Raw genomic sequence first — 12,316 nt, 5'->3', positions numbered from 1 at the left:
GCCGCGCCGTCGTGGGTGCGGCCCGACCGGTCGGTCGTCCATCCGCCCGCCGCCTCCCGACCAGGGGCCCGGCCCACGGCACCCGGCGGCGGGGAGCCGGCGTCAGGGAATCCGGGCGGCGCGGATCACGAGGGTGACTACCTGGGCAGGGTCATCACCTCGGCACCGTCGGGGGTGATGGCGATCGTGTGCTCGCTGTGCGCCGTGCGGCAACCGGTCGCGCTACGCAGCGTCCAGCCGTCGGCGTCGGTGACGAGTTCGGCGGTGTCCGCCATCACCCAGGGTTCCAGGGCCAGCAGCAGCCCGGGGCGCAACCGGTAGCCGCGACCGGGCCGGCCGGTGTTGGACACGTGCGGGTCCTGGTGCATGGTGGAACCGACGCCATGGCCGCCGAACTCGGTGTTGACCCGGTAGCCCGCCGCGTCGAGGACCGTGCCGATGGCGTGCGAGATGTCGCCGACCCGCGCACCCGGGCCGGCGGCGGCGATTCCGGCGCGCAGTGCGCGTTCGGTCGCGTCGATCAGCGCGAGGCTCTCCGGGGGGCGGGTGTCGCCCACCACGAAGCTGATGGCCGAGTCGGCGACCACCCCGCCGAGACAGACCGCGAGGTCGAGCGAGAGCAGGTCACCGTCGGTGAGCGTACGGTCGTGCGGCAGGCCGTGCAGTACCGCGTCGTTGACCGACGTGCAGATGTAGTGGCCGAACGGGCCGCGCCCGAAGGACGGCTCGTAGTCGACGTAGCAGGACTGCGCCCCGGCCTCGACGATCATCCGGCGCGCCCACTCGTCGATCTCCAGCAGGTTGGTGCCGACGACGGTGCGGCTCTTCAGGGTCTGGAGGATCCCGGCGACCAGGGCACCGGTGTCCCGCGCCCGCCGCACGTCGGTGGGGTTCAGGATCTCGATCATGCAACGCCCTCCTCGGACCACCAATAAATATCCCGGCCATGTTATCCCGGTACTAGAATCGCAACCATGGTCAGGTTGCCGCTCACTCCCGCCGAGGTCGAACGCGGACAACGCCTCGGTGCACTGCTGCGCCGCGCCCGGGGCCAGCGTTCGATGCTCGGCACCGCGCTGGCCGCCGGGCTCTCCCCGGAGACCCTTCGCAAGATCGAGTCCGGCCGGGTGGCCACCCCCGCCTTCCCGACCATCGCGGTGCTCGCCGACGTCCTCGGCCTCTCCCTCGACGCGGTCTGGTCGGAGATCAACCGGTCCGACGGCGGGATCGACCTCGCCGGCCAGGTCCGCGCCCCCGGCGAGCGGCTGGCCTCGTAACCCGCCGCCACCCCGGCGAAGTGATACAGGGAGAATGACCCCCGGGTGACGGCCGGGCTTCCAGCCCCGGTGGCGTGGATCAACGGGAGGTGGACCCGGGTGGCGGGTGGACGCGACGTGGACGGGGGCTTCCCCGACCCGGCGACCGAACCTCTCCCGCCGGCCGACCCGACACCACCCATCGACCCGGTGCCACCGGTCGGTCCGGCACCACCCATCGACCCGGCGCCACCGGTCGGCCCGGTGACCCGTGACGTGCCGGGGGCGTTCCGCGTCGCGCTGGCCGCCGATCCGGCGCAGCTCTCCCCCACCCGGGAGGCCCTGCGGGCCTGGCTGACCGGGCTCGGGGTGGGCGAGGCGGAGGTGGAGGTGGTGCTGATCGCGGTCGGCGAGGCGTGCGCCAACGCCATCGAGCACGGCTACCGGTTCGCAGCCGGGTCGACCGTCCGGGTGCAGGCGCGGCTACACGGCGATCGACTGGAGATCGAGGTGTCGGACACCGGCGGTTGGCGGGAGGCCCCTTCGGACGACAGGGACCGGGGCCGCGGGCAGTTGATCATGATGCGGTTGATGGACGAGGCTCGGATCGACGGCACCGCCGCCGGGACGACGGTACGGCTGGTCAAGCACCTCGTCGACGCCTCCTGAGACCGCTGCACCGCCCATCCGTTCCTACTCCAGGCCGGCCGGCTCTGCACTTCGGCGCTGGTGACCCGCCAACCGGAGCGGTTCTGCCGGGTGGACGAGAGCGCCCCGATCCGGGATGCGCCGGTTCTGGCGACTGATGTCGGAACGCAACCTCCCGTCGTGGCGGCGCTGGTGACGATCAGTCGCACAGCGGACGGCGGGGTCGGATGGGCAGTGAAGATCGGCTATAAGTAGGCGATGGAGTTCCCGCCGTACCTCGCCACCATGCCGATGCACGCGATCACCGAGCTGCACGGCGAGCCGGGCCTGCTGGCCCGGTTCCGGTTGGAGCTGCCGGCCTTCCCGGCCGCCGAGCGGGACCGGCTGACCGCCGCCCTGGACCTCGCCGCCGAGCTGCACCGCGACGACCGCCGTTCCCGGGAGCCCTACCTCAACCACCTGTTGCGGGTGGCCATCCGGATGATGCACCACTATCAGGTGCGCGACGTCGACGTGATCGTCGCCGGGTTGCTGCACGACGCGGTGGAGGACCACCCGGGCGAGCTGGCCGGCGCGGGAGCCGCCGACCCGACGGCGGCGGCGCTGGCCACCCTTGCCGGCCGGTTCGGGTCGCGGGTGGCCCGGCTCGTCGCGGCGGTCACCAATCCGGCGTACGACCCGGAGCGCGACCCGCACGTGCAGTACCGCGAGCACGTCGCGGCCAGCCTGGACCGGGAGCCGTGGGCACGGGTCATCAAGGTCTCCGACTTCACCGACAACGGCGTGGGGGTGGTCTACGCCGTCGGGCCGAAGGTGGCCCGCTCGGCGGCGAAGTACCGACCGCTGGTACCGGTGTTCCGGGAGCTGATCGCCCGACCGGACACCCCGCTGTCGATGCCGGTGAAGCGGCACATCTTCGCCCAGCTCGACCTGGCCGAGGAGCGGTTCAGCGCGATCCTCGACCACCCCGCCTGACCGTCAGCAGGCCGCGCCGGGTGGCACGGACACCCCGCAGCCGCCGAGGACGGCGGAGAGCCGGTGCCACAGGTCGGGCAGCCGCTGCGGGGTGTCCCGCAGCAGCAGGCAGACCGGTTCCCGGGAGCCGGCCGACACCCCGCCGATCACGTCGAGCAGGGTGCCGAGCTGGCCGGGTGGCTCGTCGGTCAGCAACAGGCCGGCGTCGGTCACCTCGAGGGTGAGCGGCCCGACGTCGAGCCGGTCGGCCAGCAGGTCGGCCAGCGCGTCCCAGTTACGGCCGAAGTGTCCGGGCAGGTCGAGGGCGTCGGTGAGAGCGTCGAACAGCGCCGGGCGGGTGCGGGCCGCCGCCCCGGGCACGGTGACCGACGGCGTCGGGTGCCCTGCCGGCTGCGGCTCGTCGGTCACCCGCAGCCAACCCGGCTGGCGCTGTCCGGTCATCGTGCATCCTCCTGCTCGACGGGGTGGGCCGGCGGACCGGCCCACCCCGGTGGTCCTCGGTCAGATCCGGTAGAAGTTCGCGTAGTGGTCGGGCGAGAACCAGGTCGCTCCGGTGCTCCTGTTCACCACGATGCGGTACGCGTCCCGCGCCGCGCCGGAGACCCGCGGATAGACGTCGTACTCGTAGTAGGTGGCGTTGGCGGGAAGCTGGCCCTCGTAGTTGTAGAACTGGCCACCGGCGAAGTTCGACAGCCCGCCGCTCCAGGCGTACCAGCCCCGGCTGGTCGGGAAGCCCTTGGCCGACCAGCCGGAACGGGCGGTACGGGCGTCCGCGCAGCGGGACATCGTGCAGGAGCCGTAGACCGCCGCCGACGCGGAGTCGGTCAGCCTCGGGGCCACCACGGACGGCCCGACGAGCATCGCCGCGACCAGGGCGGTCAGCAGGGCGAGCGTGCCCGGCAGTCGGCGCGGTCGGGCGACCGGAGTCGGGGCGGTCACGGGGATGGCGGCGATGGCGGGGGTGACGGGGGTGACGGGGATGGCGGGGGTGACGGGGTTCGCGGGAGTGCGCAACGGGTCCTCCGGGTCGCGGGGGCCGACAGGAATGCATCGATCAGGATGGTTATCCCGATCAGCCACATTCTGGCGGGAAGCGAACCCCGCCGACCAGAGGTCAGCCTGGCAACCGTGGATGAACGCACCATGATCGGCACCCCACCGCCGGCTGAATGCTCAGTCGGCGCAGCCGGGACCGGGCAGCCCTGTCGGCCGCCCGGTCCCGGCGGGGTCAGCAGCCGATCCGGCTGGTGCTCAGGGCGACGTCGTCGTACCAGATGGTGTCCGCGCCCTCGCCGTAGCTCTCCCAGCCCAACTTCAGGTCGGTCAGCCGGGGCCGCCAGGTGCGGTTGTACCACTGGCCGTCGATGTCGTGGCTGGGCACGCCGTCGGCGGTCAGCCCGGTGACGGCGGTGCCGTCCAGCCAGGTGCGCAGTTGCCCCTGGTTGCCGTCGACCATGAACTCCAGGCACGTCCAACGCCCGGTGGGCAGCGGCACGCTCAGCGCCACCCCCGACGGGCTCTGCTCGGGCAGCGTCGCGTCGTCGGAGGCCCGGTTCCACTGCAACGCGCCGTTCTGGCCGCCCATCCGCAGGTCCTTGTTGCCGTCGGCGGTGTCGGTCATCGCCGTCATGGTGACATGCTGGGTCGGCAGCGCGGTGGTGTGGCGCAGCCAGATCCGGCCGTACCGCACGGTGCCCACGGCGCTGAGGTCCTTGTTGGACCGGACGAAGACGTGGTTGCAGTAGCCGGCCGCGCCGTCGATCCGCAGCGAGCGGCTACCGCTGTGGGCGGTCGCCGTGTCCACCGAGGCCCGGCCCGCTCCGGAGCAGTCCGGGTTGACCACACTCCAGTCGCCGGCCGGCGTCGTGCCGGTCTGGTTCTCGAAGCCGTCACAGAGCACCGCACCGGCACACCCGACCGGCGGCGGCGTCGTGGGCGGCGCAGTCGTCGGCGGCGGGGTCGTCGGCGGCGGCGTGGTCGGCGGCGGGGTGGTCGGCGGAGGGGTCGTCGGCGGCGGCGTGGTCGGCGGCGGGGTCGTCGGCGGCACCGGCGTGGTGGTCGGAGGCACCGGCGTGGTGGTCGGCGGCGGACCGCCGTTGCACGGTACGCCGTTCAGCGCGAACCCGGTCGGCGCGGCGGCACCCGAGGTGCTGGTGCCCTGGACGCCGAACTCTGTGGCACCGCCGGCCGGCACGCTGCCGTTCCAGGTGGCGTTGCGTGCGGTCACCGTCGTGCCGGCCTGGCTGACCTGGGCGTTCCAGCCACCGGTGATCCGCTGGCCACCCGGGTAGGACCAGGTGACGGTCCAACTACTCAGGGCGGTGTCGCCCGGGGAGACCCGGACGTTGGCGGTGAACCCGCCGGTCCACTCGTTGGGCTGGTAGTCGATCCGGCAGCCCTGGGCGGCCGAGGCGGTGCCGGCGAGCACCGTGGTGACGGCCGCCGCCACCGTGGCGGTGACGGCTAGGGCGGCGGTGATACGGGTACGGGAAATCCTCACAGGGGTCCTTCCGGCTGGCCGTCGGTACGCACCGACGGCGCAGGAGCAACGATGTCGCTCGCGCGTCGACGTGCCTGCTCGGCACGTGGACAACGGCCCGGCTCAGGCCACACAGCCGCCTGGCAACACGGCGGCACCCGAGCCCAATGTAGTGATGGTTGCCTATGGAAACAAGTCCACCGTCGGCTCACGCCCGGCACGGCCGATCGACTGCACCCGCTCACCGATCTCATCGACGGGTACGACGGCATCCACCAACGCCCGTACGGCGAACTCGTTCCCACGCCTCCGAGATCCGCAACTGCGTGAATCCGCTGAAGAAGCCGCCGCCCGAAGATGATCTCGCCACCACCAACCGAACGGCCATCTCCGGCATTGCCAAGCCCACAGATCCCGAGCAGCCGCCCCGGCCGGTCGACACATGATCGGGTCGACCGGCCGGGTGTGCGGCTCAGCGGCCAGCGGTGAGGCTGGCGCAGTCGGTCTCGTCGGGCAGCAGCGGCCGGAGGGTGACCGTCCACTGCTTCCCGCCGGAGGTCCACGGGGTCGCGGCGTTGGCCTTGCCGGCGGTGGCGATCACCTGTTGCACGGCGGTGCCGGTGACCGTCACACAACCCAGGTTGAGGCCCTCGCCAAGGCTGGCACCGGGCAACGTCGGGCCGAGCCACTCCACCCTGGGCTGCTTCGCCGTCTCCGGGGTGGCGACCCACGGCCCGGCCACCGCCGCGATGGCGGTCGGCTGGTACGGCTGCGTCGCAGCGCTCCCCGGGTCGGTCACCTTGTCGGCGAACGCCCGCAGTTTGTCGCGGGCGGCCTGCTGGGCGGCGGTCAGGCCGGACTGGGGGCCGGTCGCCTCGCCCAGGGCGTAGACCTCCAACTGCTCGGTGCCCACCGCCCCCCGGATGGTGAACCGGGTGGTGGCCACGTCGGTGATCGACGGGGTGCCCACGTCGACCGAGCTGCCCACCCCGGCGGCGCGGGCCTGCTCGACCAGCTTCGCCACCTCGGCCGCGCTGATCGTGCGGACCTGGACGTTGGGCAGCGCCGGCCCGGGATAACTCAGGACGGTCGGCCCCTGGGTGATCACCCGACCGTCACCGTAGACGCTGACGGCCGGCAGCCGGGTCAGGTTCGTCTCGGGCCGCACGAAGCCACCCGTGTAGTCGATCCGGAGCACCGGCACGTCAGCAGGAAAGGTAGGCGCGGCATCCTCGGCTGCGCCGGTCGGCTCACCCTGCCCCGCGCAGGCAGCCGTGAGCAGGAGCAGCGGAACGACCGCCACCCACATGCCTCGAAAACTAGTCATACCCCTTGGACGCACCCACACCCCCCACGGCTCCCCCCACTTTCCCCACCCCCACCCCACCTCCCGCTCCCACCCCGGTCCGCCCCGGTGATCAAGAGGTTTACGTCAAGGTTGATCTTCTGAATGACACAAACCTCTTGATCACCGGGGCACAGCGCTCGGCGTGAGGAGCGGGCGAGGCGAAGCGGAGACGCGGGGGCGCAGAGCCTGCCATGCGCCCGGTGATCAAGGAGTTTGCGTCATCGGGGAGATCAACGTCGACGTAAACCTCTTGATCACCGGGTAGATCGCCGCGCGTGGGGCGGGGTGAGGCGGGTTAGCGGGTCAGGGCTCGCGCATCCAGAGCTTCGGGTCGTTGACGAAGACGCCCTTGCCCTGGTGTCGCCAGATCACCCGCAGCGCTTCCAGCCGGACGTAGACCTGTTTGACCGTCGACGGACTGACCTTGTACAGCGAGGCAAGCTCCGTGATCGAGGGCAGCTTCTCCCGGCGTGAGCTTCTTCGCTCTCACGTCGGCGACGATCTTGTCGGCGATGCGGATGTAGTCGGCGGTGATCGGCATGACTCCCCCTGCGTGGCACGCCAATTCGATCACGCAAGGACACCCTCCAACAACTCTATGTTCAACTCAGGTGACTGAGACAGCTAAGTTGATTCCTGCCTCTCCCCTCGCGTGGCAACGAGAGAGGGGTTTCCCCGGTCGGGGCGGGTGTGTGCCCGCCCCGACCCCGTCCGGCTGTTCTGCTGTCGTACCGCTGCCGGCCCACCGGCCGTCGGCAGTCGAGCCGACCGCAAGCCGGCCAGGCCCGACGGAGCTCGTCGGTGAGGGCGGGTGTCCGGCGGGCGTTCCCCCGGGCGGCAGCCGGCGATCAGGCGCCGGACGCGTCCTCGGCAGGATGCCGGTCCGGCTGCCCCTGGCGGGCGCGCAGGAACGGGCCGAGGCCCATCCCGTCCTCGGTGGCCAGGAACGCGCCGCGCGCGGTCAGCAGCGTCTCGTCGGCGTGCGTCATGCAGCCCCACGCCGTGTCGCCCCACGAGTCGGCGAGCTTGACCTCTGCCGGCTCCGCGCAGGGCTCGCCGCGCGGGCCGCCGATCTGGCACCGGGCGGGTGCGCCGCCGCGCCGGCCGACCGCCTCGGCGGCCTCCCGGATCAGCGAGAACCGCGCCTCGCCGCCCGCCTGCGGGTCCCGCTCCTGCTGCGGTACGGCCTGCCGCTGCCCGAAGGCGACCACGTTGCCGTCGGGGTCGGTGACCCGGCACTCGCCCCCGGGGGCGTGCTCCGGGTAGCCCGCCTTCTGCACGGGGTGCCCGGCGGCGGTGAGCCGCTCGGCGGTCGCGGTCAGGTCGTCCACGTACAGGTAGACGAGTAGGGGCAACTCGACGGTGACCAGGCGGGGGGTGACCGCCGCCAGCAGCAGCGTCAACTCCCCGCACCGCAGGTACGACCAGCGTGATCCGCCGTCGCCGCCGGCCCGGATCTCGGTGTAGCCGAAGATCTCGTAGAACCGTCGGGCCGCGTCGGCGTCCGCCACGTACAGCACCGGCACCTGGGCCGCCACACCACTTTGCACGGCGTCACTCTAACCACTGCCGATCGGGGACTCGCGTCTCGTAGTTCGGGTTCTCGATCCCGTGCCATCGCCCCTGGTCACGGCCCCGCCGGGAGCAGGTCAGGGCGCGGGACGGCGGGACGGCTCGTCGGTCAGGTGGCCAGGGTGGCGTACCGGCCGGCGCGGGCAAGCAGGGTGTCGTGGGTGCCGGACTCGACGATCCGGCCGTGGTCGAGTACCGCGATCTGGTCGGCGTGCCGCACCGTGGAGAGCCGGTGCGCGATGGTGATCACCGTACGACCCTCGGCGAGGGTGTCGAAGGCCCGTTGCACGGCGCGTTCGGTCTCGGTGTCCAGCGCGCTTGTCGCCTCGTCCAGCACCAGCACCCGGGGGTCGCGCAGCAGCGTACGGGCGATGGCCAGGCGCTGCTTCTCGCCGCCGGAGAAGCGGTGGCCCCGGGAGCCGACGACCGTGTCGTACCCGTCGGGAAGGGCGGCGATCAGTTCGTGGATCTGCGCGGCGCGGGCGGCGTCGACCAACTGGGCGTCGGTGGCGTCGGGGCGCGCGTACCGCAGATTTTCCCGGATGGTGGTGTGCAGCAGGTAGGTCTCCTGGCTGACCACGCCCACGACGGCGGCCAGGTCGGTGAGACGCATGTCGCGCAGGTCGACGCCGTCGATGGTGATCCGGCCGGCGCCCGGGTCGTGCAGCCGGCTGACCAGCGCGGCGAGCGTGCTCTTGCCGGAGCCGGTCTCACCGACCAGCGCGAGGCTGGTGCCGGCCGGGACGTCCAGGCTGATGCCGGCGACGGCGGCGGTGTCACTGCCCGGGTAGCTGAAGGTGACGTCCTCGACGCGCAGGTGCCCGCGCACCCGGGTCGGGTCGACAGTCACCGGCCGGGCCGGGTCGTCCACCTCTACCGACAGGTCCAGGTACTCGAAGATCCGGGCGAACAGCGCCAGCGAGGCGGTCAGCGTGACGCCCACGTTGAGCAGCCCCATCAGCGGCCGGAACAGCCCACCCTGGAGGGCGGTGAAGGCGACCAGGGTGCCGATGCTGAGCGTGCCGGCGGTGCCGGGCAGCCCCGCGCCGAGGTAGATCACCGCCGGGATGGCGGCGAAGATGATCGTCATGGTGGCCATCCGCCAGCGACCGGCCAGCTCCGAGCGTAGCTCCAGGTCGACCAGCCGGGCCGAGCTGGTCGAGAACCTGTCGATCAGCGCGCCGCCCGCGCCGAGGGTCTTGCTGAGCTGCACGCCGCTGATCGACAGCCCCTCCTCGATGGTGACGTTGAGGTCGGCCAGCTCCCGCTGGCGCTGGGCGGTGATCTCGCGGCGCATCGCGGCGACCCGGCGGGTCAGCCAGATGGCCGGCGGCAGCACCACCAGCGACACCAGGGTGAGCCGCCAGGACAGCGCCACCATAGCGACCAGCGTGGCCACCACGGTGGTCAGGTTGGACGCGATCGAGGTGGCGGTGGAGGTGACCACGGCCTGCATGCCGCCGATGTCGTTGGTGATCCGCGACTGCACCTCGCCGGTGCGGGTGCGGGTGAAGAACGCGATCGACTGCCGGTGCAGGTGGGCGAAGACGTCGGTGCGCAGCCGGTGCATCACCAGCTGCCCGACCCGGGTGGAGATCCAGGTCTGCGCCACGCCGAGCACGGCGGTCACCGCCGCCACGGCGATCATGCCGACGACCAGCCACACCAGCAGGGTCAGGTCGCGCTCCGGCAACGCGCGGTCGATCACCGCCCGCAGCAGGAAGGGCGAGGCCATCGCGACCACCGACGACACCACGATGATCGCGGTGACCACTGCCAACTGCCCACTGTACCGAGTGAACAGCCGGCCGATGCGGCGTAGCGAGACCGCGCGGGCCTGGGACTTCTCGGCGGCACTGACGGTCCGGGGAGCGCCGCCGCGGCCCTCCCGGTGGGTTTGCATGGTGTCCAAGGGGGTTCCTTTTCCGTTCGGGGGTTCGGGTTGATGTCTGCGAGCTCATTGCTGAGGTTACCTCATCATGAGGTAGCAACAGTGACTCCTGCTACCGTATTCCGGTGACCGGTACGACATCCGAACCCCCGGCCGACCCGCCAGCCGAACGGCCCGCCGAACCCCCGGCCGACCCGCCAGCCGGGCGGCAGGTCGAACCTCCGATAGGCGTGCCATCCGACCCGCCGACGGATCTTCCCGGCAAGCCGCCGGCAAACTCGCCGGCCCAGTCACCGATCGAGTCGCCATTCGGATCACCGGCCGAGCCACCGGCCGAATTGGCCGAGGAGAGCCTGGCGGAGCTGTTCTGGGCGGTGGCACGACGGCTGCGCCACCAGTCCCGGCGCACCCTCGAACCCTGGGACGTCAACCCCGGCCACGCCCGCGCCCTCACGGTGCTCACCCGGCACGGTGCGATGCGGCTCAGCGCCCTCGCCGAGCACCTGCACATCGCGCCCCGCTCCACCACCGAGGTCGTCGACGGTCTGGAGGAACGCGGGCTCGTCGCGCGCCGGCCCGACCCGGCCGACCGGCGGGCAACCCTGGTCACACCGACCGACGAGGGTACGCAGGTCGGCGCAGCCATCCGCGCGGCCCGTACCGCCGAGGCGGAACGCTTCTTCGGTCACCTCTCCCCCACCGACCACGCCGACCTCACCCGCATCCTCCGCACCCTCCGCCCCTGACCACACCCCTGCGACCCAGCCCCAGCCCCACCCCGCCCTTCCAGGCCAGGCCCACCCGCACAGTTCGGCGGCCCACTCGGCCAGAGCCTCGACCGGATTTTCAGCGCGTCGAATGCGTGGGAGGAGGACCCGACAATCCGGGAGCCCCCACATGTCAGCGAACCCGGAGCAGGCAACCGGAGCCCGCATCGGCCGCATCGCGTCGGGTGGCGAGGATCGCGCATACCTCGTGGCGTACCGCGTCAGGCTCGTGGACCAGGCGGTGGCGGGCGAAGCGCACCACCAGGATGCCGACGGTGGCGAGCAACGCGTCCCGGCGCAGGTCGATCTCGCGCTGGTGGGGGTCACCGTGGGTCGTCGCGCCGTCGAGCTCGAAATCGACGCGTTCCCGCTCGGCGTACACGTCGAGGTACATGGTGCGGCGGCCGACGACGACCCGGGCCTGGCGGCGGAAGGCGGGCATTCCCGGACCGGTGAAGACGTGGTCGTGTCCCCAGATCTCCAACGGGCTGCGGCATCCGGCGACGAGCCGGTCGAGCAGGGTGCGCAACTGCGCCCGTCCACTTAGCCTCGGTACGGCGGTGAGCGCCGAACCGATCCGCGCCGGGGTGGTGAGCCGGTCGTTGACAGCCCTGATCACCGGGGCCGGACGGTCCTCCGGGGACAACAGGGGCCAGGCGTCCACCAACGCCCGCTCCAACCGCACCACCGGTACTCCCGATCGGACGATCACCTCGGGAGGTCCGATCGTGAAGTCGACCCGCTGGTGCACCACCAGGTGCCGACGGGTCTGGAGTGCCGTGCCACGCGGGGTGTCCAGGTGCACCGGTTCCCCGTCGGGCTGCTCGCGCACACCCCAGACGGCCAGGGCGGTGACGCTGCCCAACGCCGCACGCCCGTCAGCCCAGACGAGCGCCGCACTCCGCTGGTGAGCACAGCCGAGCCTCCGAAATGCCGAACCACCGTCCACCCTGGCAGCCACCGTCCTGGCCTGCACCTGGGCCCCCGGGTGGGCGTGAACACCCGTGGGTGCGGTGCCACCAACGGGTGCGCCCGCATCGGTGGACTCGTGGACCTTGGGGGACTCGTGGGCTCGGGGGCGGATCAGGCTGGCGTCGACGTAGACGCCGGGCAGGACCCGTCGGAGCGCGCCGACGCGATAGGCATGCCGGAGCACCCAGGCCGGAACCACCTCGGCCGCCGCTCGTCGCGTCACCACGCCGCCGCTCCGCTCGACCAGCGACCGCAAAACAGGATGCATGCCCCGAAGGTTGCTCTCCCGCCCCCACCACCTCAACCTCACCACCCCTCTCCTGTGGACAGCGCTAGCCACTGTGGACAACTGCCCACCCGCCCGCCGTATTTGCTATGGGGCCTCATGATCGGGTCAGGATTTTGGAC

The 12,316-nt window shown here is 72.0% G+C and carries 12 protein-coding genes and 1 pseudogene; 4 read left to right on the top strand and 9 right to left on the bottom strand.

Annotated features, from left to right (window positions below):
- Positions 1–137: 137 nt before the first annotated feature.
- Complete coding sequence (gene map, locus AC0AIB_RS17230) at positions 138–908, bottom strand: type I methionyl aminopeptidase (RefSeq protein WP_328347598.1); 771 nt, start codon at positions 906–908, stop codon at positions 138–140.
- Positions 909–974: 66 nt separating this feature from the next.
- Between map and AC0AIB_RS17225 the strand changes: the two genes are divergently transcribed.
- The 3 genes from AC0AIB_RS17225 to AC0AIB_RS17215 all read left to right on the top strand — a co-directional run bounded on the left by AC0AIB_RS17225 (position 975) and on the right by AC0AIB_RS17215 (position 2,879).
- Positions 975–1,277, top strand: coding sequence for a helix-turn-helix domain-containing protein (locus AC0AIB_RS17225; RefSeq protein WP_328347600.1), 303 nt, complete (start codon positions 975–977; stop codon positions 1,275–1,277).
- Between the two features lie 99 nt (positions 1,278–1,376).
- Entirely contained in the window at positions 1,377–1,925 is a 549-nt protein-coding gene (locus AC0AIB_RS17220) for an ATP-binding protein (RefSeq protein ID WP_328347602.1), read from the top strand.
- 237 nt (positions 1,926–2,162) lie between these two features.
- The gene (locus AC0AIB_RS17215; RefSeq protein WP_328347604.1) at positions 2,163–2,879 is read left to right on the top strand and encodes an HD domain-containing protein; all 717 of its coding nucleotides are present in this window, start codon (positions 2,163–2,165) and stop codon (positions 2,877–2,879) included.
- Between the two features lie 3 nt (positions 2,880–2,882).
- Here the strand turns inward: AC0AIB_RS17215 and AC0AIB_RS17210 are convergent, their stop codons facing one another.
- The 7 genes and pseudogenes from AC0AIB_RS17210 to AC0AIB_RS17180 form a co-directional block, all read right to left on the bottom strand.
- Entirely contained in the window at positions 2,883–3,320 is a 438-nt protein-coding gene (locus AC0AIB_RS17210) for a barstar family protein (RefSeq protein ID WP_328347606.1), read from the bottom strand.
- Positions 3,321–3,380: 60 nt separating this feature from the next.
- Positions 3,381–3,818, bottom strand: a complete 438-nt coding sequence (locus tag AC0AIB_RS17205; RefSeq protein WP_328347608.1) for a ribonuclease domain-containing protein — start codon at positions 3,816–3,818, stop codon at positions 3,381–3,383.
- Positions 3,819–4,107: 289 nt separating this feature from the next.
- Positions 4,108–5,379: a cellulose-binding domain-containing protein gene (locus tag AC0AIB_RS17200; protein ID WP_465097050.1), complete on the bottom strand. Its 1,272-nt coding sequence runs from the start codon at positions 5,377–5,379 to the stop codon at positions 4,108–4,110.
- Between the two features lie 451 nt (positions 5,380–5,830).
- Positions 5,831–6,685 (bottom strand): hypothetical protein, encoded by an 855-nt coding sequence (locus AC0AIB_RS17195; protein WP_328347612.1) that lies wholly within the window; start codon positions 6,683–6,685, stop codon positions 5,831–5,833.
- Positions 6,686–7,009: 324 nt separating this feature from the next.
- Positions 7,010–7,247, bottom strand: a pseudogene (locus tag AC0AIB_RS17190) (winged helix-turn-helix domain-containing protein).
- 307 nt (positions 7,248–7,554) lie between these two features.
- Positions 7,555–8,256, bottom strand: coding sequence for a VOC family protein (locus AC0AIB_RS17185; RefSeq protein WP_328347614.1), 702 nt, complete (start codon positions 8,254–8,256; stop codon positions 7,555–7,557).
- Positions 8,257–8,387: 131 nt separating this feature from the next.
- Complete coding sequence (locus AC0AIB_RS17180) at positions 8,388–10,181, bottom strand: ABC transporter ATP-binding protein (protein WP_328348816.1); 1,794 nt, start codon at positions 10,179–10,181, stop codon at positions 8,388–8,390.
- Between the two features lie 326 nt (positions 10,182–10,507).
- Between AC0AIB_RS17180 and AC0AIB_RS17175 the strand changes: the two genes are divergently transcribed.
- Positions 10,508–10,915: a MarR family winged helix-turn-helix transcriptional regulator gene (locus AC0AIB_RS17175; protein WP_328348817.1), complete on the top strand. Its 408-nt coding sequence runs from the start codon at positions 10,508–10,510 to the stop codon at positions 10,913–10,915.
- Between the two features lie 154 nt (positions 10,916–11,069).
- On the opposite strand, the gene AC0AIB_RS17170 is transcribed toward AC0AIB_RS17175, so the two are convergent.
- Positions 11,070–12,176, bottom strand: coding sequence for an endonuclease domain-containing protein (locus tag AC0AIB_RS17170; RefSeq protein ID WP_465097049.1), 1,107 nt, complete (start codon positions 12,174–12,176; stop codon positions 11,070–11,072).
- Positions 12,177–12,316 lie beyond the last annotated feature (140 nt).

It is taken from the genome of Micromonospora sp. DSM 43699, assembly GCF_055517075.1.
Note: the sequence above shows the minus strand (reverse complement) of the source record. Positions and strands in the feature narration are given on the sequence as shown.

Excerpts from the sequence above, each read along its gene's own strand:
- map (WP_328347598.1), bottom strand. The coding sequence starts at position 908 with ATGATCGAGATCCTGAACCCCACCGACGTGCGGCGGGCGCGGGACACC.
- AC0AIB_RS17195 (WP_328347612.1), bottom strand. The coding sequence starts at position 6,685 with ATGACTAGTTTTCGAGGCATGTGGGTGGCGGTCGTTCCGCTGCTCCTG.
- AC0AIB_RS17210 (WP_328347606.1), bottom strand. The coding sequence starts at position 3,320 with ATGACCGGACAGCGCCAGCCGGGTTGGCTGCGGGTGACCGACGAGCCG.
- AC0AIB_RS17215 (WP_328347604.1), top strand. The coding sequence starts at position 2,163 with ATGGAGTTCCCGCCGTACCTCGCCACCATGCCGATGCACGCGATCACC.
- AC0AIB_RS17170 (WP_465097049.1), bottom strand. The coding sequence starts at position 12,176 with ATGCATCCTGTTTTGCGGTCGCTGGTCGAGCGGAGCGGCGGCGTGGTG.
- AC0AIB_RS17225 (WP_328347600.1), top strand. The coding sequence starts at position 975 with ATGGTCAGGTTGCCGCTCACTCCCGCCGAGGTCGAACGCGGACAACGC.
- AC0AIB_RS17180 (WP_328348816.1), bottom strand. The coding sequence starts at position 10,181 with ATGCAAACCCACCGGGAGGGCCGCGGCGGCGCTCCCCGGACCGTCAGT.